Genomic DNA, 19,938 nt, shown 5'->3' on the forward strand with positions numbered 1-19,938 from the left:
GGTCACAGGTCCTCGGGGGCGTGCAGCAACTTGTCGATGGTGGTCAGGAACCGGGCGCCCCGCAGGCCGTCGGTCACCCGGTGGTCCGCGGCCAGCGTGGCCGTCACGACCGGCCTCGGCCCCACCATGCCACCCTCGGCCCAGGGCCGCTCCGCGACCCGGCCGAAGCCCACCATGGCGACCTGGGGCGGGGTGATCACCGCGTACACGGTCGTGACGCCCTGGTCGCCCAGGTTCGTCACGGTGATCGTGGGGTCGGCCATCTCCGAGCTCCGCAGGCGTCCCGCCCGGGCCCGGCCGACCAGGTCCCGCAGCGCGGCCATCAGCTCGTCGAGGCCCAGGGTGTCGGCATCGTGGATCGCCGGGGCCACCAGCCCGCCGCCGCGGAGCGACACCGCGACGCCGAGGTGGACGTGGTCGGCCGGCCGGAAGCCACCATCGACCCAGAAGCCGTTCAGCTCGGGCAGGGCCCGAGCCGCCAGGGCGGCCGCCTTGAGCAGCAGCACGGCCGGCAGGAGCCGCTCGGCCACCGGCCGCTCGGCGTTCGCGGCATCGAGCCAGGCGGTGGCGGCACCCAGCTCGATGTCGAGGCCCACGTAGTAGTGGGGGATCTCACGCTTGGACCGCTCCATGGAGGCGGCGATGGCCCTGCGCATGGAGGCCTGCCGATCGGCCCCCGTCCTGGCCGCCGGCGCCGCCGGGGCGGGGGCCGCGGGGGCGGGGGCGGGGGCGGCGGCCGACGGGGCGGCGGTGACGTCGCCGGCCACCACCGCACCATCGGGGCCCGAGCCGGCGACGTCGGCCAGGTCGACGCCCCGCTCGGCCGCCAGCCGGCGGGCGTAGGGCGAGCTCCGGGGGCGGCCCGGGGCCGGCGCCGCGGCCACCGCGGGCGACGGCTCCGGGGCCGGGGCCGGGGCCGGGGCCGGCGCCGGGGGTGGGGCCGCGACCTCGGGGGCGGCCCGCTCCACGTCGGCACGGGTGATGCGGCCGCCGGCACCGGTGGGGGCCACCGAGTCCAGATCCACGCCGAGGCGCTCGGCCAGGTGGCGCACCACCGGCGACACCAGGTGGCTGGCGTGCGGTGCGGCGGCCCGGGCGACCGCTGCGGCCGGCGGGGCCGGAACCTCGGCCGGCGCCGCTCGCGGGGCCGGAACCTCGGCCGGGGCCGGGGCCGCTGGCGGGGCCGCTGGCGGCGTGGCGAGCGTCGCGCCCGGCGGCAGCACGGTGGCCAGCAGGGTGCCGACCGGCACCTTGTCGCCCACGGGCACGAGCAGCTCGCCGATCACGCCGCTCTCGAAGATCTCCACCTCGATCGCCGACTTGTCGGTGTCGACCACGGCGACGATGTCGCCCTTGTGCACGGCGTCGCCCGGCTGCACCCGCCACTCGAGCAGCGTGCCGCTCTCCATGTCGGCACCCAGGGACGGCATCCGGAACTCACCCATCGCCCGGCCCTCCCTGCACCAGGGCCCGGGCCGCGGCCACCACGTCGTCGACCTGGGGGATCGCGGCGTCCTCGAGGTGCTTCGGGTGGGGAAGGGGCACCTCGGTGGTGCACAGCCGCTCCACCGGCGCGTCGAGGTCGTAGAACGCGCCCTCGGTCACCCGGGCCGCGATCTCGGCCGACATCCCCACGCTGCGCCAGCCCTCGTCCACCACCAGCGCCCGGTGGGTCCGCGTCACCGAGCCGACGAAGGTGGCGTCGTCGAGCGGGCGGAGCGTGCGGAGGTCGACGACCTCGGCCGAGATCCTCTCGCCGGCCAGCTGCTCGGCCGCGGCCATCACCTTCGGCAGCATGCCGCCGTAGGTGATGACGGTGAGGTCGGTGCCGGCCCGGCGGACGGCGGCGCGGTCGATGTCGACCGGCCCGGCGTCGGGCGCCAGCTCGCCCTCCAGGTTGTAGAGGCCGCCGTGCTCGAACAGCAGCACCGGGTCGGGGTCCTCGAGGGCGGTCCAGAGCATCCCGCGGGCGTCCTCGAGGGTGGCCGGCGCCACCGCTCGGAGGCCGGGGATGTGGGCGTACCAGCCCTCGAGGCTGTGCGAGTGCTGGGCCGCCAGCTGGCGGCCGCCACCGGTGGTCATGCGGATCACCAGCGGCACGTTCAGCTGGCCGCCCGACATGTGCAGCAGGGTGGCCGCGTTGTTGAGGATCTGGTCGAGGGCCAGCAGGCTGAAGTTCACCGTCATCACCTCGACGATGGGCCGCAGGCCGCCCAGGGCCGCCCCGATGCCGGCCCCCACGAAGGCCGACTCGGACAGCGGGGTGTCGCGCACCCGCTCGGGCCCGAACTCCTCGTAGAGCCCCATGCTCACGGCGAAGCAGCCGCCGTAGCGGCCCACGTCCTCGCCCATCAGGAACACCCGGGGATCACGGACGAGGGCGTCGCGCAGCGCGTCCCGCAGGGCCTCGCGGTAGGTCACCGTCACCCCGCTCACCTCCGCCTGCCGCCCGGCCCGAGCGGCGACGAGGCGAGCACGTCGTGGACGGAGCTCTCGTCGCTGTACACGAACCGCTCGAGCGTCTCGACGGGCTCCCAGGGCGCGGCTTCGGCGAAGGCGACGGCCTCGGCCACCTCGGCGGCCGCCGCCTCCTCGGCGCGGTCGCGCTCGGCCTCGTCGGCGATGCCCTCGGACTCCAGCACGGCCCAGAGCACCTCCAGCGGGTCGCGGTGGCGCCACTCCTCGACCTCGTCCTTGGCCCGGTACCGCTCCGGATCGAACATGGAGTGCGCCCGGAAGCGGTACGTGCGCAGCTCGAGGAAGTGGGGGCCGCCGCCGTTGCGCACGGCGTCGATGGCGCGCCGGGCCGCCTCCTCGACGGCGAGCACGTCCATGCCGTCGACGGTCCAGGCCGGCACCTCGTAGGCGGCCGCCTTCACGGCCAGGTTGGTCTCGCTCTCCGAGCGGGCGAGGGCCGTTCCCATGGCGTAGAGGTTGTTCTCGCAGCAGAACAGCACCGGCAGGTGCCACAGGGCGGCCAGGTTCATGCACTCGTGGAACTCGCCCTCGGCCACGGCGCCCTCGCCGAAGAAGCACGCGGTCACCACCGACCGCCCCTGCATGGCGTCGGCCAGGGCCAGCCCCACCGCGATGGGCAGGCCGCCGGCCACGATGGCGTTGCCGCCGTAGAAGCGGGTGGGGGCGTGGAACAGGTGCATGGAGCCGCCGCGGCCACCGCTGCACCCGGTGGCCTTGCCGTACATCTCCGCCATGATCGCCGTCGCCGGCACCCCCCGGATGAGCGCGTGGCCGTGCTCGCGGTACGTCGCGACGACGGCGTCCTCGGGGAGGAGGCCCTCGAGCACGCCCACGGCCACCGCCTCCTCGCCGATGTACAGGTGCAGGAAGCCCCGGATCTTCGTCTGCGTGTACAGCTGGGCGCAGGCCTCCTCGAACCGCCGGATCCGGAGCATCTGGCGGTACAGGTGCCAGGCGTGGTCCCGGTCGATCACGCTCACCTCGGTCCCTCCTCGGCGTCGGCGCCGCCGGTCTCGAGCGTCGACAGGTCGCCCTCGGGGAGGCCGAGCTCGCGGGCCCGCAGCACCCGGCGCATGATCTTGCCGCTCTTGGTCTTGGGGAGCTGCTGGTCGAAGTCGATCTCGCGGGGGGCCACGGCCGCGCCCAGCCGGGTGCGGGCGAAGCCGAGCAGCTCGGCGCGCAGCTCCTCGGTGGGCTCCACGCCCGGCCGCAGCGACACCACCGCCTTCACCACGTTGCCGGCCACCGGGTCGGGCTTGGCGAACACCCCCGCCTCGGCGACGGCGTCGTGCTCCATGAGCGCCGACTCCACCTCGAACGGCCCGATGAGGTGACCGGCCGACTTGATGACGTCGTCGGCCCGGCCGACGAACCACACGTAGCCCTCGGCGTCGCGCCAGGCCAGGTCGCCCGACAGGTACCAGCCGTCGACGAAGCACCGCTGGTAGCGCTGGTCGTCGTGCAGGTACCCGCGGAACATCGAGGGCCAGCCCGGGCGGAGCGAGAGCATCCCCTCCTCGCCCGGCGCGACCTCCTGCACGTGGCCGTCGGCGTCGAGCACCGGCTCGCCCCCCTCGGCGCAGCGCAGGATGCCCACCTCGATGCCCGGCAGGGCCCGGCCCATGGAGCCGGGGCGGATCGGGAGGGCCGCCAGGTTGGCGATCATGATCCCGCCGGTCTCGGTCTGCCACCAGTTGTCGTGGAAGGGGAGCCCGAACACCTCCTGGCCCCAGACCACCGCCTCCGGGTTCAGGGGCTCCCCCACGCTGGCGAGGAAGCGCAGCGACGAGGTGTCGTAGTCGTGCACGGCCTCGGCGCCGATCCGCATCATCATCCGCACCGCCGTGGGCGCGGTGTACCAGACGGTGACCCGCTCGTCCTGGATGATCGAGTACCAGCGGTCGGCGTCGAACTCGGCCTCGTCCACCACCATGGTGATGCCGTGGGTGAGGGGGGAGACGATCCCGTAGCTCATGCCCGTCACCCAGCCCGGATCGGCCGTGCACCAGAACACGTCGTCGGGGTGGAGGTCGAGGGCGAAGCGCCCGGTCCAGTAGTGGGCCACCACCGCCCGGTGGACGTGGACGGCACCCTTCGGGGTGCCGGTGGTGCCGCTGGTGAAGTGCAGCAGCGCCATGTCCTCGGGGTCGGTCGGGCCGATCTCGTAGTCCTCGGACGCGCCGGCCATCAGGGCGTCGAGATCCACCGTCCCCTCCGGGGGCGCGCCGCGCGCGCCGGTGACGAGCACGTGACGCAGACCGGGCAGCTGGTCGCGCACGGCCGCCACCTTGCGCCGGTACAGCAGCGGCGTGGTCACGAGCACCCGCCCGTCGCCCAACGAGAGCCGCGTGGCGATGGGCTCGGGCCCGAAGGCCGAGAACAGCGGCGCCACGACCGCCCGGTGCTTGAGCGCACCCAGCACCGAGATGTACAGCTCGGGCACCCGGCCGGCGAGCAGGAACACGCGCTGGCCGGGCTCGACCCCGAGCCCGGCCAGCACGTTGGCGAAGCGGTTGGACCGGGCCGCCAGGTGGGCGTACGTGAGCTCGACCCGCTCCCCGCGCTTGCCGAGCCAGCGGATGGCCACCCGGTCGCGGAGCGGCCCGGCGGCGTGGCGGTCGACGGCCTCGTGGGCCATGTTGAGGCCCCGCCCGCCGGGCAGCCCGTCCAGCTCGGCCGCGGCCTCGTCCCACCGGAAGCGCCGCCGCACCGCCTCGTCGTCGACCAGATTGGGGCGCACCGCCGGGGAGGCGGGCTTGTCGATCGTGGCCCAGGGCACGGTCAGCCCCCGACGCGGCTGTTGTACTCCTGGATCGCCGCCGTCGCCTCGGCACCGGCCTGGGCGACCGCGGCCTCGGGCGACAGGCCCTCGCTCAGCATCGCTTGCCACGCCTTGCGGACGGCGTCGCGCACGCCCTGGTAGTTGCCGATAACCGAGCCCGCCGAGGCGTCGTCGCGCTCGCCGCCGAGCAGCTGGTCGTACGGCACCTCGAAGACGGGGTACTCGGCCCACTTCTGCTGGACCTCGGGGAGTTCGACGGCGCTCTGGCGGATGGGGATGTACCCGGTGTTCACCGACAGGTAGGCCTGGTTCTCGGGCTCGTTGAGGAACTGCACGAACTGCCACGCGGCGGCCACCTTGGCCGGGTCGTCGCCCTGCACCAGCCAGAGGGACCCGTCGCCCACCGGCACCCCGCCGGTGTCGGTCACCGAGGGGATCTGGCCCACCCCGAAGTCGGCGGGGGTCATGGGGAAGCCGCCCGCACCCAGGATGTTGAGGGCGGGGCCGAGGACGGGCGACGAGTCGATGGTCATGGCCACGTTCCCGTTGGCCAGGGCGAACAGGTGGTCGAGGTTGCCCTCCTGGCTGCCGGTGCTGATGGCCAGCCCGTCGTCGATCATCCCCTTGATCCAGGTGAAGATCGCCACCCCGGTGGGGCTGTCGAACTCCGACTCGGTGGCCCGGCCAACCCGGCCGTTCTGCTCGTTCACGTACAGCTGCTGGGCCTTGGCGAACATGAACTCGACCACGAACGGCTCGATCCGCAGGGCCATCCCGGCCGGGGCCACCCCCGCGGCCACGATCTGCTCGGCGGCGGCCCGCACCTCGTCGAGGGTGGTGGGCGGGTCGTCGGGGTCAAGCCCCGCGGCCGTGAACATGGCCCCGTTGAAGATCAGCATCGGGTTCGAGACGTTCCACGGCATCGCCTGGAGCACGTCCTCCACCGTGTAGTACTGGATCGTCGCGGGCACGTAGTCGGACAGGTCGTAGCTCGACGCGTCGACGCAGGCCTGCATGGGCACCGCGCTCTGGCTGTCGATCATCTGCTGCACCACGGTCTCCTCGAGATGCACCAGGTCGGGCAGGTCGGCGCCGCTGCGCAGGGCGGTGCGGTACTTGGTGAAGGCGTCGCGGTAGCTGCCCTGGTACGAGGCCTCCACCCTCACCCGGTCCTGCGAGTCGTTGAACCGCTGGACCAGCGCGGTGAGCGCGTTCTGGTTGTCGCTGGGCACGGCGTGCCAGAACTGGACGGTGACGGGGCCGGTCGCCTCGTCGAAGGCCTGCAGCCCGCAGGCCTCGGTGTCGACCGTGGCTTCTCCTCCGCCGGGCTCGGTGCCGGCGGTGTCGTCGTCGTCACCGCCGCCGCAGGCGACCACCGCCAGGGCGGCGACGGCCACGAGGGCCAGCAGGCGGGACATGCGTCGAGCGGACATCGGGGGCTCCTCTCAGCCCTTCACCGCGCCGGCGGTGAGGCCACGGACGAGCTGCTTCTGGAACGCCACCAGCAGGATGAAGATCGGGATGGCGGCGATCACGGTGCCGGCGAACACCATGTTGAGCTTGTCGAGGTTCTGGCTCGCCAGCTGCTTCAGGCCGATCTGCACCGTGCGGTAGCGGTCCTGGTCGGTGATGAGCAGCGGCCACAGGTACTGGTTCCACGAGAGCAGGAACGCGAACACGGCCAGGGCGGCGATCGCGGGGCGGATCAGGGGGACCGCCACCCGCGTCATGAACCGCAGGTGCCCGAACCCGTCGAGCGACGCGGCGTCGCCCAGGTCGCGGGGCACGCCCAGGAAGGCCTGGCGCAGCAGGAAGGTGCCCAGGGCGGTGGCGAGGAAGGGCACCACCAGCCCCTGGTACGAGTTGGTCCAGCCCAGGTCGGAGATGGTGGCCACGTTGGTGATGATGGTGACCTCGAACGGGACCATCAGCGTGGCCAGGAAGACGACGAAGAGGGTGCGCTTCAGCGGGAAGCGCAGGTAGGCGAAGGCGAAGCCGGAGAGCACCGAGGTGACGATCTCGCCCACCGTGATCAGTCCGGCCTGCACGAAGCTGTTGAACAGGTAGCGCTGCAGGTGCCCGAGGCTCCACGCCTCGCGGTAGCCGTTGAACACCACGCTGCGGGGGAAGAGGCTGGGCCTGCTGACGAGCAGGTCGGTGGGCAGGAACGAGTTGAGGACCGTCACGTAGACGGGGAACAGGATCACCACCGCCGACGCCACCAGCACCGCGTAGCGCAGCACCAGCCGCACCGTGGCGGCCGTCGAGCGGCGGGCCGCGGGGTCGGCCGCAGCCGGGGCGGGTACCGACGGCTCTGCGGTGACGACGTCAGCGGCCATAGTGCACCCGCCTCTCCAGCATCCGCAGCTGCACCATCGTCAGGACGAGCACGAACGAGAAGAGCACGACCGCCAGCACGGCGGCCCGGGCGTCGTTCAGATCCTTGAAGGCGGTCGTGTAGATGGAGTACACGATCACGTCGGTGCGCCCCAGCGGCCCGCCCTGGGTGAGCAGGTCGATCTGCCCGAAGCTCTGGAAGGCGTTGATCGACAGCACCACGAAGGCGAACAGCAGCGTGGGCGACACCATCGGCACCGTCACGTTCACGAACCGCGACCATCCACCGGCGCCGTCGACGTCGGCCGCCTCGTAGAGCTCCTCGGGGATGGCCTGGAGGCCGGCCAGCATCAGGATGAACGTGACCCCCAGGTTCTGCCACACCGTCACCGCGGCCACCGCCACCAGTGCCCACTGCGGGTCGTTGAGCGGGTCGATGGCGTTGGCGCCGGTGCGGCCGAGGAGGTAGTTCACCATGCCGATCTGCGGGTTGAGCAGGGTGAGGAACATCAGCGACGCCACCGCCACCGACGTGGCCACCGTGCTGGAGAAGATGGTGCGGAACGCGCCGATGCCCCGGAGGTGCTGGTTGGCCATCACCGCCAGCCCCAGGCCGGCCGCCAGCCCGACCGGCACGGTGAGCAGCGCGAACAGCACCGTCACCTTCAGGCTGTTCTGGAAGTCGGCCGACGAGAGCACGTCGCGGTACTGGTCGATCCCCACCCAGGTCGAGACGCCGGCTCGGAACGGATCGCTCTTGGTGAAGCTGAGCTGCACCGTCTTGGCGAACGGGTAGAACACGAACACGCCGAAGACCAGCATCGACGGCACGAGCAGGGCGTAGCCGAGCAGCGCCTCCCGGGCCCGCCGGCCCACCCGCCGGGCCCGGGGCACGCTCGGCGGGAGCAGCACCGGCGCCTCGGCTTCGGCCACGACGGCGGCGGCGACGGCCGCCGGCACGGCTGCCGGCACCTCGAGGCGCCGGGTGGTGACCGGGTCGAACAGGTGGACGTGCGCGGGGTCGGCGGTGAGCGAGACCCGCTCGCCCACAGCCGGCACGGTCGCGGCGGCAGCCATCCGCACGACGGTCGCCGACCCGTCGTCGAGCCGGCACAGCAGGTGCTGCTCGCTGCCGAGGTCCTCGACGTGGAGCACCGTGGCCGGCAGCGGCCCGTCACCCACCGCGAGGTGCTCGGGGCGCACGCCCAGCACCGCCGCGTCGAGACCGGCCGCCTGCACCACCGCCGCGTGCGCCTCGGGGAGGGGCACCGTGCCGCCGGGGACGGCCAGGGCCAGGCCCCCGTCGAGGGACACGACGCGGCCGGCCACGGTGTTCATGGGGGGCGACCCGATGAACCGGGCGACGAACAGGTTGGCGGGGCGCTCGTACACCTCCTGGGCCGCCCCCACCTGCTGGAGGGCGCCGCCCTCGAGGATCGCCACCCGCGACCCCAGGGTCATGGCCTCCACCTGGTCGTGGGTGACGTACACGATCGTGGCGGCCAGCCGCTGGTGCAGCTCGAGCAGCTCGGCGCGGGTCTCGATCCGCAGCTTGGCGTCGAGGTTCGAGAGCGGCTCGTCCATCAGGTACACCGCCGGCTGGCGCACGAGGGCCCGGGCCAGCGCGACCCGCTGCCGCTGGCCACCGGACAGCGCGCCGGGCTTGCGGTCGGCCAGCTCGTCGAGGTCGAGCGCCTCCAGCGACTCCCGCACCCGATGCTCGCGCTCGGCGCTCGTGAGGTGCCGGGTCTTGAGCGCCATGCCGACGTTGCCGCGCACGGTGAGGTGCGGGTACAGCGCGTACGTCTGGAACACCATGGCGACGTCGCGGTCCTTCGGGTCGACGTCGTTCACGACCCGGTCGCCGATCGCGATCGTGCCGCTGGTGGGCTCCTCCAGCCCGGCGATCATGCGCAGCACGGTCGACTTGCCGCACCCGGAGGGGCCCAGCAGCACCAGGAACTCGCCGTCGGCGATGTCGAGGGACACGTCGGCTGCGGCGACCGTGTCGCCGAAGCGCTTGCTGACGCCCTGGAGAAGGACCCGGCCCATGCCACCTCTCGACCGTGCACCGGCGGAGCGCGCCGGCATGCACTCGGCCGTGCCCCCATTGGAGCGGCCCCCGCCAGGGTCGAGAAGGGCCGAAAGACCCGAGCGGGCCGGGCTGACCCCGACACCCTGTCGCGTCGACCCGGCCCGGGCCGGTGGTCAGCCGGCGGCGGCGTGGGCGCGTGCGAGGCCGAGCGCGGCGCTCGCCCCGGAGGGACCGGCGCCGGGCGCCCACAGGGAGGCTGCTTCCACCAGGGTGGCAGGGCCGTCGCCCGGCCCGGCGGGGCCGAGGTCGACGAGCCACCCGGCCCGGTCGGCCGAGCGCGCCCACGCGGTCGCGAGCACCGGCACCACCGCGAAGCGGGAGGGCCGGTCGACGGGCACGGGCACGCCCCAGCGGGCCAGCGTGGCCTGCACCACGAGGGTCGCCCCGCCGGCCGAGCCGGCCGCGGGATCGAGCCGGCAGGCGACGACCCGGCGGTCGTCGACGCCAGCCGTGGCCGCCACCCGGGCCAGGCGCTGCTCCCACGCCGGCGCGCGCCGCCGCACCAGCGCGGCCTCGGCCGGCCGGAGCCGTTCGGCCAGCTCCGACGTGGCCTCGCCCGGTGCCCGCAGGCGCGCCCCGACGGCGTCCAGCCAGCCCGCGGCCGCCTCCGGCCGCACCCTCCCCCGCCACCGGCGGGCACCGGGCTGGACGGCCGCGGCACCGGCCGCCAGCGCGGCCGTCAGGCCGTCGAGGCGCTCGGCCCGCCGGGCCGCGGCCAGCAGCGCGACGCGCCGCAGGGCCACCTCTCCCTCGGCCCGGGCGACGAGCGCCAGGCCCCACGAGCGCAGCGGCTCGGGAAGCCGCGGCGTGCGCCGGGCCAGGCTCACCACCCGCGCCGAGAGCACCGCCAGCCGGCCCCACTCGCCCAGCGGCAGCGGGCGGGCCCGGTCGGCGGCCGGAGGGTCGGCCCCCGAGACCAGCGCCTGGAGCTCGTCGGCATCGGCGGCCACGCCGCGTGCGAGATCGACGTACGACTGGAGGGCCGCGTACGAGGGTGGTCCCGGTTCGGGCAGCCGATCACAGCAGCGGGCGCAGAAGTCGAAGGGGTCGGCCGCGGCGAGGATCACCCGTTCCTCGCCGGCGGGGTCGGCCCGGAACCGGGGGCAGAAGGCGTTGCCGTGGAGCCGCCCGTCACCCGCCCGCCAGTAGCGCACCTCCGCGAGCGCCAGCGGCCCCGCCGGGAAGCGCCCGGTGGCCAGGTCGGTCGGCAGGTGCTCGACGAAGGGCGGGACCACCGGTCCATGCTCGCCGAGCTGGGGTGGCTGTGCGCTATCGGCCGGCCGGGTCGGTGGCAAGCCGTTCGACCGCGGCGCCGAGCTGCTCGAGCTCGTCGAGGGTGTTCAGGTAGTGGGGCGATGCCCGCACGATCGAGTCGAGCCCCTGGGCGCCCATGTCGAGGCGGGCAGCCGCCGGCCAGCCGGTGCTGACGTGGATGCGCTCGGCGGCGAGCGCGGCCTGCACCTCGCTCGGCTCCACGCCGGCCACGGTGAAGGACACGATGCCGCAGCGCCGCCGCCCACCGTCGTGCACGGCCACCCCCTCGATCGACCCGAGCCGGGCGCGCAGCCCCTCGGCCAGGCCACCCACCCGCTCCGCGATCGAGTCCAGCCCGAGCGACACGGCGTAGTCGACGGCCACCCCGAAGCCCACCTTGGCCGCGTACGAGGTCTCGTACGCCTCGAACCGCCGGGCCCCGCCACGCAGCTCGAAACGAGAGCCGTCCACCCACTCCGCGGAGCGGGCGTCGACACCGGGTGGGTCGAGACGCTCCGCCAGCGCATCGCGGACGTAGAGGAAGCCCGTCCCCCGCGGCCCTCGCAGGAACTTGCGGCCAGTGGCCGCGAGCACGTCGCACCCGATGGTGTCCACGTCGAGCGGCAGCTGGCCGGCCGACTGGCAGGCGTCGAGGAAGAACGGGATGCCCGAGCCCCGGAGCACGGCGCCGGCCTCGACCACCGGGTTCACCAGGCCCCGGTGGGTGCCCACGTGGGTCAGGGCGACGAGGCGCACCCGCCCGTCGAGCCGCTGCTGGAGGTCGGCGACCGACAGCTGCCCGCTCGGTTCGCTCGCCACGACCTCGACGTGCAGGTCGAGCTGGCGGGCGGCCTGCAGCATGGCCAGGTAGGTGCTGACGTAGGCGATCCGGTCGGTGAGGATGCGGTCTCCTGCGCGGAACCACCCGGCGTGTACGAGCCCCCAGAAGGCGGCGTCCCAGGCCTGGGTGGCGCTGGTGGCGAAGGCCACCTCGCCAGGCGTGCACCCGATGAGCGCGGCCACCGCCGCCGGCGCCCGCTCGACCCGCTCGGCGGCGACGGCGGCGGCCTCGTAGCCCCCGAGCCGGGCCTCGAGCCGCAGGTGGTCGATCACCGCGTCGAGCACCGGCGACGGCGACGGCGACGCCCCCGCGTGGTTGAGGTGCACATAGTCCCGGCACGACGGCGTGTCGGCGCGCACCTGCTCGACGTCGATGGGGCGTCCAGTCGCCATGGCCCCAGTATCGGCCCGATCCGGACGCGGTTGCGGTGGAGCCGCTCGTCCGTGCCACCATCGGCCGGTGCCCAGCCGCGTCCGCCCCGACCGCAAGCGAGAGGTGCCGTCCGACTTCGACCGGGTGGCGAACCGCTACGACCTCCTCACGTCGAAGAACCCGGGCTACCTCGACCACCTGCGCCTGAGCGCCGGCCGTCTCGGCCTGCCCCGGCCGGGAGGCGGGCTGCGGCTGCTCGACCTCTGCTGCGGCACCGGGCTGTCGACGCGCGCGCTCACCGACGCGTACCCGGACGCCGAGGTGGTGGGGCTCGACGCCTCCCCCGGCATGGTCGCCGAGGCCCGCGCCAAGGACTGGCCCGAGCGGGTGTCGTTCGTGGTCGGCGACGCCATGGACCCCGCCACCGCCGGGGTCGCGGGGCCGTTCGACGGCGTCCTGATGGCCTACGGCATCCGCAACGTGCCCGACCCCGACCGCTGCCTCGGCACCGTCCTCGGGCTGCTCCGGCCCGGCGCCCCGGCGTGCTTCCACGAGTACTCGGTGGCCGACTCGGCCCAGGCCAGGGCCGTGTGGACCGCGGTGGCGTGGCTCATCATCATCCCCGGCGGGCTCGTCACGTCGCGCCACACGCGGCTCTACCGGTACCTGTGGCGAAGCGTGCTCGAGTGGGACGGCGTCCGGGCGTTCGAGCGGCGCCTCACGGCGGCCGGCTTCGCCGGGGTGCGCACCGAGGAGGTCGGCGGCTGGCAGCGCGGCATCGTCCACTCCTTCCTCGCCCGCCGACCGGCCCCGCAGGCGGCCTCGTGACCGGGCGGGCCCGGCGACGGGACCTCCCGGGGCGGGATCCGCGGGCCCGACGCGTCGACGGCGGCTCCGACGCCGGTCTGCTCCCCCGCCTCGACCGGCCGCAGCGGGTCGTGGTGGCGGGCGGGGGCATCGCCGGGGTGGCCGCCGCCGCCGTGCTGGCCGAGCGCGGCGCAGCGGTGACGGTGCTGGAGCGGGCACCCGTGCTCGGGGGGCGGCTCTCGTCGTGGCCGATCCGCGTGGCCACCGGTGAGACCGTCGAGCTGGGTCGGGGCTTCCACGCCTTCTTCCGCCAGTACTACAACCTCCGGGCCCTGCTCCGGCGGGCCGACCCGCAGCTGCGGCTCCTCCGCCCCATCGCCGACTACCCGCTGGTCGGGCCGGGCGGTGTCACCGAGTCGTTCGCCGGCCTGCCCGGCCGGCCACCGTTCAACCTGCTGGCCCTCGTCGCCCGCACCACCTCCATGGGGTGGCGCGACCTCCCTGCGCTCGACCCCGAGGCGGCCCGGGAGATGTTCGAGTTCGACCCGGTCCGCACGTACGCGGAGCTCGACGACCGCAGCGCCGCCGACTACCTCGACTCGCTCGGGTTCCCGGCGACGGCTCGGCGCATGCTCTTCGAGGTGTTCGCCCGCTCGTTCTTCAACGAGCCCGCCGACCTCTCCGCGGCCGAACTGCTCGCCATGTTCCACCTGTACTTCCTCGGGTCGAGCGAGGGCGTGCTGTTCGACGTGCTCGACGAGCCCTTCGCCGACGCGGTGTGGGCACCGCTCACCCGGCACCTTCGTGCCCACGGCACGGAGGTGCGCTGCGAGGCCGGCGTGGAGGCGCTCGAGGCCCGGCCCGGCGGCGGGTGGGCCGTGCAGGCCGCGGGTGGCGTGGTCGAGGCGGACGCGGTCGTGCTGGCGCTCACCGTGGAGGGGCTGCAGCAGGTCGTGGACGCCTCGCCGGACCTCGGGGACGCAGGGTGGCGCGCCGACGTGGCCGCGCTCCACACCGCTCCGCCGTTCGCAGTGTGGCGAGCGTGGCTCGACCGGCCCCTCGACGCAGGCCGGCCGCCCTTCGTGGGAACGACCGGTCTGGGCATCGTCGACAACCTCTGCGCGTTCCACCTGTTCGAGGGCGAGAGCCGCCGGTGGGCCCTCCGCCACGGCGGCAGCGTGGTGGAGGTGCACGCCTACGGCCTGCCGGCGGACCGGCGCGATCCCGCCGACGTCCGTGCCGAGCTGGCGGGGCGGCTGCACGAGGTGTGGCCGGAGACGGCCGGGGCCACGATCCTCGACGAGCGGTACCTGCAGCACGCCGACTGCCCCGGGTTCCCACCCGGCTCGGGCGCTCGCCGCCCGGTGGTGGCCACGCCCGATCCCTCGGTGGTGCTCGCCGGCGACCTGGTGCGGGTCCCGTTCCCCACCGCCCTCATGGAGCGGGCCGCCACCACCGGGTTCCTGGCCGCCAACCAGCTGCTCGCCCGCTGGGGTGTGGCCCCGGAACCGGTGTGGTCGGTACCGCCCCTCGGCTGGGTGGCCGACGCCAAGCGGCGGCTCGCGAGCCTCGCCCGCCGGCGCCCGTAGGCCCGCCGGCCTCGGGGCCTCGGGGCGCTAGCGCACCTCGCCGGCGCGCAGGGCGTACAGTCGCTCGGCGTAGGCGGCATCGTCCACCCACAGCCGCCGGGCCGCCCAGACCATGGCTCCCCGGAGGACCCGGGCCCCCCGGACGGCGTTGGCGAACCCGGGTCGGTCGCTGGTGGCGATGGTGGCCTCGACGATGGCGGTCCTGGCCGGCCCGACGGGCACCGCGTGGGTCTCCACCAGCGACCCCGCCCCCTCGCCGTCGACGATGCGCATGACGATCGTGCGGGCCTCGGGGCAGGTGAACTCGGCCGTGACCCGCACGCCCAGCCGCCCCACCAACCGGTACGTCACGTCGAGCAGCAGCCGGTCGTCGGTGGCCTCGTGGACCACCAGGTCGGCGAAGGCCGCCGGGTGGAAGTGGGCCCCGTGCCACGGGTCGAGCCGGTTGGCCAGCACGTCGCGGGGCTCGCACCGAGCCTCCATCCGCATCACCGCGTCGACCCGGTGCTCCGGGCGGGGCAGGTGCACGGGCCGCTCGGTCAGGTGGTCGCCCTCGCCCCCCTCGTCGTCGAGGCGGACCCAGGTGAGCACCCCGTCGTCGTGGGCCGGCAGGCAGCCCCAGGGGCCGTGACCCTCGGGGCCGAGGGCCAGCCCGTGCCAGCGACACACCAGCCGCCCGCCGCGCACCGCGCCGTCGCGCAGGGCGGCGCCGAGGTGCGGGCAGCGGTCGGGGGCCACGAGCAGCGCGCCGTCGGGGCCCCGCCACGCCACCAGCTGGCGCCCCGCGACCTGGTACCCGGCGGCCCGGCGGACGATGTCGCGCACCGAGCCCAGCACGAACCAGCCGCCGGTGGGCCGGGCGAGGGCCGCGGCCAGCGCCCGCTCGATCCGTGCCGGCCGGGCCGCCAGCCAGTCGGGCTCGCGGCCCGCCGCGCTCCTCCCGCTGGGCGGGGTCTCAGGCACCGGGCTCGCGAGCGCGGCCGCCGGCCGGCACCAGACCAGCCCGGAGCCCGATGGCGACGGCCTCCAGGCGCGAGTGGGCGCCGAGCTTGGTGAGCACGCTCTGCACGTGGTTCCGCACCGTGTTCACACTCAGACCGAGCTCGTCGGCGATGCTGTCGGTGGTGGCGCCCATGGCCAGCGAGGTCAGCACGTCGACCTCGCGGGGCGTGAGGTCGTTGCCCACGGTGCGGCGGCGGCCCGACAGCAGTGCCAGCACGCGAGGCAGCAGCTGCGGGGCGAACACCGCCTCGCCGTCGTGGACCCGGCGGATGGCCGCCACCAGATCCTCGACCGGCTGCTCCTTCAGCACGTAGCCGTCGCAGCCCGCCTCCACCGCCCGGGCCAGCGCATGGTCGTCCGACCACGCGCTGAGCACCAGCACGCGGGCGCTCGGGCACCGGCGGGTGACCAACCGCGCGCCGTCCCCCGCATCGCCGTCGGGCAACCGGAAGTCGAGCACGACCACGTCCGGGCACGACAGCCCCAGCCGGGCCTCCAGCTCGGCGATGGAGCCGCACCAGCCCTCGGCCACCAGGCCCGGCTCCGCCCCGAGCGCCTCCTCGAGGGCCTCGGCCACCATGGCGTGGTCCTCCACGATGAGCACCGAGATCCGCCCGTCCTGCACGCCCGCCATCGTGATGGAAACCTTACGCCTCGCCGTCCCCGGACCGGGCCGGCGCCGCCGGCGCGCCGGCCCCGCCGTCCTCGATCCCCGGGCCGGCCAGCTCGGCCCCGGAGGCCGGGATCCACGCCTCGACCTCGGTCCCGCCTCCTCGTCGGGCGCCGATGTGGCACCAGCCGCCGACCATGGCCGCGCGCTCACGCATGCTGCTCAGGCCGAGGTGACCGGGCGCCCCCTGGCCCTGGCCCGGCCCCGGCGGACCCGCCTCGCCGAGGCCCACACCGTCGTCGCTGACGAGCACGTGCACCCCGTTCGGCCAGCCCTCGAGCCGCACCGAGACCCGCTCGGCCCGGGCGTGGGCCATGGCGTTGCGCAGCGCCTCCCGGACGATCCGGTAGGCGGCGGTCGCGGTCTCCTCGGGCAGCTCGCCCAGCCGATCCTCGGTCACGACCACCACGGTCTCGGAGCCCGCGCAGATCGCCTCTGCCGCCTCCAGCACCGCGGCGCCCAGACCGCCCCGCTCCAGCGCGGGAGGGGACAGCGCGAACACCAGCGTGCGCAGGCTCGCCACCGTCGCCTGCACCGCCTCCTCCACCGCGGCCAGGGCCCGCCGCTCCTCCTCCACCTGGCAGCGCCGCCGCAGCATGCCGAGCCGCAGCCCGATGGCGACCAGCTCCTGCACGGGCCCGTCGTGCAGATCGGCCGCGACCCGCCGGGCGGCATCGTCCTCGGCCGTGACGAGCCGGCCCAGCAGGCGGCGCTCCTCGGCCCGCGCCGCCGCCAGCCGTCGATCGCGCCGCCAGAGCAGCACGTACAGGGCGACCGAGGTGACCACGGCGAACCCGAGGGCCTGGAACGCCTGGGTCGCGTCGGGCACCCGCCGCTCGACCAGGTCGGACCCGAGGATCCACACCATGGCCACCGCGCCGCAGACGAGCGCGACGCCGAGGGTCGAGCCCGCGCGGGGGCGACTCACCACCGGTCCCGGGCCGGGACCAAAGTCCCACCTCGGCCTGGTGCACGTGCACCAGGCCGGCCGGGTGAGCGTGCGTCTTGGCGGGAGGAGCGACAGCGATCAGGATCGGAGGGTGATGACCTGGGCATCGGGTGGGTCTGTGCGGGGTGGGCACAGCGGCCACGACACGGTGGCTCACCTGCCGCCGGCGCCTCCGACGCCCCTCCGGCGCCCGCGCCAGGTGAGCCCGCCCCTCCCGGAGGGCCCGGACGCACTCCCGCCGGTGGACGAGGAGCAGGAGGCCCTGGCGACCGCCGCCCGCGCCGTGCGGCACTGGCCGTCGGCGTCGAGCTGGTTCGGCTGATCCCGACAGGAGGACCACCAGCGGTGGTGGGAACCACCCGGTGGAGCCGATGGGATTCGAACCCACGACCCCCTGCGTGCAAAGCAGGTGCTCTCGCCAGCTGAGCTACGGCCCCGTCGGCGACGATGGTACCGGTGCGGTCCGACGCCACCGTCCCGCCCGGCACGTCGGCCCTCGCCCCGTCAGCCGGCGAGCGCGGCCACGAAGCCGCCGAACGCCTCCGCGTGGCGATCGATGTCGTCGTCGGTGTGCTGCACCGAGATGAGCCACTGCTCGTCGAGGCCAGGCGGCAGGAAGATCCCCCGGTTCATCATCCAGATCCAGTGGGCGTACGCCAGGTCGAAGTCGGTCGACTTGTAGTCGCGGTAGGTGCGCACCGGCTCGGGGGAGTACGTGACGCAGCCCTTGGCGCCCATCTCGACGGTGTGGGCGGGGAGGCCGGCCCGGTCGATCTCGGCCCGGCACGCGGCGAGGAGCCGGCGGTTCCTGCCGCACGCCTCGTCGAAGACCTCCTGGGTGACGATGTCGCGCAGCACCGCCCGGCTGGCCGCCATCACCAGCGGGTTGCCGTTGAAGGTGCCCAGGTGCATCACCCGGCCGCTGGCGATGCCCTCCATGACCTCGGCCCGGCCGCCGAACGCGCCGACGGGCACGCCACCGCCGATGCTCTTGGCCAGGCAGACGAGGTCGGGCTCGATCCCGTAGCGAGTCGACGCCCCGCCGTGGTGGGCGGTGATCCCCGTCTTCACCTCGTCGCAGATCATCAGCACGCCGTGCCGCCGGGTGAGGTCACGCACGCCCTGCAGGTAGCCCTCGTCCGGGAGCACGATGCCCATGTTCTCGGCGACCGGCTCGAGGATGTAGGCGGCGATCTCGTCGCCGTGCTCGACCAGCGTCTCCTCCAGGGCCTCCAGGTCGTTGTACGGCACGACCAGCACGTCTCGGAGCGCCGTGGTCGACAGCCCCTCCGAGTAGGGCACCGCCAGCGGATGGTGGGCGTCGCCGGCCTCGGCCACGGGAGGCTTCACCGACACCAGCACCTCGTCGTGGTGACCGTGGTAGGCGCCCTCGGCCTTCACGATCTTCGTCTTCCCCGTGAAGCCGCGAGCGGCGCGGATGGCGTCCATCGTCGACTCGGTGCCCGAGTTGGTGAACCGAACCAGGTCGAACGGGAAGCGCTCGATCAGCAGCCCGGCCACCTCCTCGTTGGCCTCGCACGGCGTGACGTAGAGGGTGCCGTGCTCCAGCTGCTCGCGGATGGCGTCGGCGAAGACGGGGTGGGAGTGCCCGGCGAGCAGGGAGCCGTAGCCCAGGTTGAAGTCGACGAACTCGTTGCCGTCGACGTCGACGACGCGGGTCCCCCTGGCGTGGCGGACCACGATCGGGTACGGGTCGTAGAACTGGAAGCTCGACGGCACCCCCATCGGCAGCCGGCTGCTGGCTCGGGCGTCCTGGGCCTTCGAGCCCGGGGTCCGATCCTCGAAGACCTTGAGCTCCTGCTCGGTGATCTCCTTGGCCCGAGCGACGAGCTCCTGCGTGGCGGGGTCGACCGGCGTGGTCATGGGTATCGCCTCCTCGCCCGCGATGCTACGCACCGTGGCCACCCTCATCCCCGTCGACGATCCGGGCGACCCTCGCCTGGCCGACTACCGGCACCTGCGCGACGCCGAGCTGCGGCGATCCGTCGAGGGCGGCGAGGGCCGGGGCATCTTCGTGGCCGAGGGCGTCGCGGTGCTGCGGCGGCTCCTGGCGTCGCCGTACCCCGTGCGGTCCCTGCTGGTCCTCCCCGCCCGCGCCGCGGCGCTGGGCGACGTGCTGGAGGGCGTGGCCGCGCCGGTGTACGTGGCGTCACGGCAGATCCTGGGCGCGGTGGCCGGGTTCGACCTCCACCGCGGCGCGCTGGCGGCCGCCGACCGCCTCCCGCTCCCCGACCCCGCCGCGGTCGTCGCCCGGGCCGGGCGCCTGCTGCTGCTCGAGGGGATCGGCGACCACGAGAACCTGGGCGCGCTGTTCCGCAGCGCGGCCGCCCTCGGCGCCGACGGGGTGCTCCTCGACCCCCGGTCGTGCGACCCGCTGTACCGCCGGTCGGTGCGGGTGTCGATGGGCGCGGTGCTGCACGTCCCCTGGACGCGCCTGGCGCCGTGGCCCGGTCGGCTGGCGTGGCTCCGTGCGGCTGGCTTCACGGTGCTCGCGCTCACCCCGGCCCCCGACGCCGAGCCCATCGACCGCCTCGACCCCCCGCCGTCGGGGCCCCTGGCGATCCTGCTGGGCGCCGAGGGGCCCGGCCTGTCGCTCGCCGCCCTGGCCGCCGCCGACCGGCGCGTGCGCATCCCCATGTCGGGCCGGGCCGACTCGCTCAACGTGGCCGCGGCCGGGGCCGTCGCCCTCTGGGCCCTGCGCCCCGGCTGACCGTCCGCACCCGGGCAGCGGCATCAGGACG

17 protein-coding genes and 1 tRNA gene are annotated in these 19,938 nt (G+C 74.7%); 4 read left to right on the top strand and 14 right to left on the bottom strand.

Going from position 1 to position 19,938, the window contains the following annotated elements; translation table 11 throughout:
• Positions 1 to 2 precede the first annotated feature (2 nt).
• From IPM45_09955 to IPM45_09995, 9 genes are all read right to left on the bottom strand, one after another.
• Positions 3 to 1,445 (bottom strand): 2-oxo acid dehydrogenase subunit E2, encoded by a 1,443-nt coding sequence (locus IPM45_09955; protein MBK9179871.1) that lies wholly within the window; start codon positions 1,443 to 1,445, stop codon positions 3 to 5.
• Entirely contained in the window at positions 1,438 to 2,427 is a 990-nt protein-coding gene (locus IPM45_09960; GenBank protein ID MBK9179872.1) for an alpha-ketoacid dehydrogenase subunit beta, read from the bottom strand. Before IPM45_09960 ends, IPM45_09955 begins: the two co-directional genes overlap by 8 nt.
• 5 nt (positions 2,428 to 2,432) lie before the next feature.
• The gene (gene pdhA, locus IPM45_09965) at positions 2,433 to 3,413 is read right to left on the bottom strand and encodes a pyruvate dehydrogenase (acetyl-transferring) E1 component subunit alpha (protein MBK9179873.1); all 981 of its coding nucleotides are present in this window, start codon (positions 3,411 to 3,413) and stop codon (positions 2,433 to 2,435) included.
• 41 nt (positions 3,414 to 3,454) lie between these two features.
• Positions 3,455 to 5,257 carry an acetate--CoA ligase gene (acsA, locus tag IPM45_09970; protein MBK9179874.1) on the bottom strand — a complete coding sequence of 601 codons (1,803 nt, stop codon included), beginning with the start codon at positions 5,255 to 5,257 and terminating at the stop codon, positions 3,455 to 3,457.
• Positions 5,258 to 5,259: 2 nt separating this feature from the next.
• A complete protein-coding gene (locus tag IPM45_09975; GenBank protein MBK9179875.1) occupies positions 5,260 to 6,693 on the bottom strand; it encodes an ABC transporter substrate-binding protein in 1,434 nt (477 codons plus the stop codon).
• Between the two features lie 12 nt (positions 6,694 to 6,705).
• On the bottom strand, positions 6,706 to 7,599 hold the full coding sequence (locus IPM45_09980; protein ID MBK9179876.1) for a carbohydrate ABC transporter permease: 894 nt from the start codon (positions 7,597 to 7,599) through the stop codon (positions 6,706 to 6,708).
• A complete protein-coding gene (locus IPM45_09985; GenBank protein MBK9179877.1) occupies positions 7,589 to 9,649 on the bottom strand; it encodes an ATP-binding cassette domain-containing protein in 2,061 nt (686 codons plus the stop codon). Before IPM45_09985 ends, IPM45_09980 begins: the two co-directional genes overlap by 11 nt.
• A 156-nt stretch (positions 9,650 to 9,805) precedes the next feature.
• Positions 9,806 to 10,927 (bottom strand): hypothetical protein, encoded by a 1,122-nt coding sequence (locus IPM45_09990; GenBank protein ID MBK9179878.1) that lies wholly within the window; start codon positions 10,925 to 10,927, stop codon positions 9,806 to 9,808.
• 34 nt (positions 10,928 to 10,961) lie between these two features.
• Positions 10,962 to 12,179, bottom strand: a complete 1,218-nt coding sequence (locus IPM45_09995) for an aminotransferase class V-fold PLP-dependent enzyme (protein ID MBK9179879.1) — start codon at positions 12,177 to 12,179, stop codon at positions 10,962 to 10,964.
• Here IPM45_09995 and IPM45_10000 point away from each other — a divergent pair.
• Both IPM45_10000 and IPM45_10005 read left to right on the top strand, forming a co-directional pair.
• A complete protein-coding gene (locus IPM45_10000) occupies positions 12,178 to 12,987 on the top strand; it encodes a class I SAM-dependent methyltransferase (GenBank protein ID MBK9179880.1) in 810 nt (269 codons plus the stop codon). The two genes, IPM45_09995 and IPM45_10000, sit on opposite strands and share 2 nt — an antisense overlap.
• Complete coding sequence (locus IPM45_10005; GenBank protein MBK9179881.1) at positions 12,924 to 14,555, top strand: FAD-dependent oxidoreductase; 1,632 nt, start codon at positions 12,924 to 12,926, stop codon at positions 14,553 to 14,555. The genes IPM45_10000 and IPM45_10005 overlap by 64 nt, the downstream gene beginning before the upstream one ends.
• A gap of 27 nt (positions 14,556 to 14,582) precedes the next feature.
• Here the strand turns inward: IPM45_10005 and IPM45_10010 are convergent, their stop codons facing one another.
• Genes IPM45_10010 through IPM45_10020 form a run of 3 tightly spaced genes read right to left on the bottom strand, consistent with a single transcriptional unit; the run spans position 14,583 to position 17,155 of the window.
• Positions 14,583 to 15,518: a Rieske 2Fe-2S domain-containing protein gene (locus IPM45_10010; GenBank protein ID MBK9179882.1), complete on the bottom strand. Its 936-nt coding sequence runs from the start codon at positions 15,516 to 15,518 to the stop codon at positions 14,583 to 14,585.
• The gene (locus IPM45_10015; protein ID MBK9179883.1) at positions 15,511 to 16,191 is read right to left on the bottom strand and encodes a response regulator transcription factor; all 681 of its coding nucleotides are present in this window, start codon (positions 16,189 to 16,191) and stop codon (positions 15,511 to 15,513) included. Before IPM45_10015 ends, IPM45_10010 begins: the two co-directional genes overlap by 8 nt.
• Positions 16,192 to 16,204: 13 nt before the next feature.
• A complete protein-coding gene (locus IPM45_10020) occupies positions 16,205 to 17,155 on the bottom strand; it encodes a hypothetical protein (protein MBK9179884.1) in 951 nt (316 codons plus the stop codon).
• Between the two features lie 115 nt (positions 17,156 to 17,270).
• Here IPM45_10020 and IPM45_10025 point away from each other — a divergent pair, with 115 nt between their 5' ends.
• Positions 17,271 to 17,498 carry a hypothetical protein gene (locus tag IPM45_10025; GenBank protein ID MBK9179885.1) on the top strand — a complete coding sequence of 76 codons (228 nt, stop codon included), beginning with the start codon at positions 17,271 to 17,273 and terminating at the stop codon, positions 17,496 to 17,498.
• 41 nt (positions 17,499 to 17,539) lie between these two features.
• Here the strand turns inward: IPM45_10025 and IPM45_10030 are convergent.
• Positions 17,540 to 17,613: transfer RNA gene (locus IPM45_10030), tRNA-Ala, on the bottom strand.
• 67 nt (positions 17,614 to 17,680) lie between these two features.
• Positions 17,681 to 19,060, bottom strand: coding sequence for an aspartate aminotransferase family protein (locus IPM45_10035; GenBank protein MBK9179886.1), 1,380 nt, complete (start codon positions 19,058 to 19,060; stop codon positions 17,681 to 17,683).
• Between the two features lie 22 nt (positions 19,061 to 19,082).
• Here IPM45_10035 and IPM45_10040 point away from each other — a divergent pair, with 22 nt between their 5' ends.
• Positions 19,083 to 19,907 carry an RNA methyltransferase gene (locus tag IPM45_10040; GenBank protein MBK9179887.1) on the top strand — a complete coding sequence of 275 codons (825 nt, stop codon included), beginning with the start codon at positions 19,083 to 19,085 and terminating at the stop codon, positions 19,905 to 19,907.
• The last annotated feature ends 31 nt before the right edge of the window (positions 19,908 to 19,938 follow it).

This window comes from Acidimicrobiales bacterium (assembly GCA_016716005.1).
Lineage (GTDB): Bacteria > Actinomycetota > Acidimicrobiia > Acidimicrobiales > JADJXE01 > JADJXE01.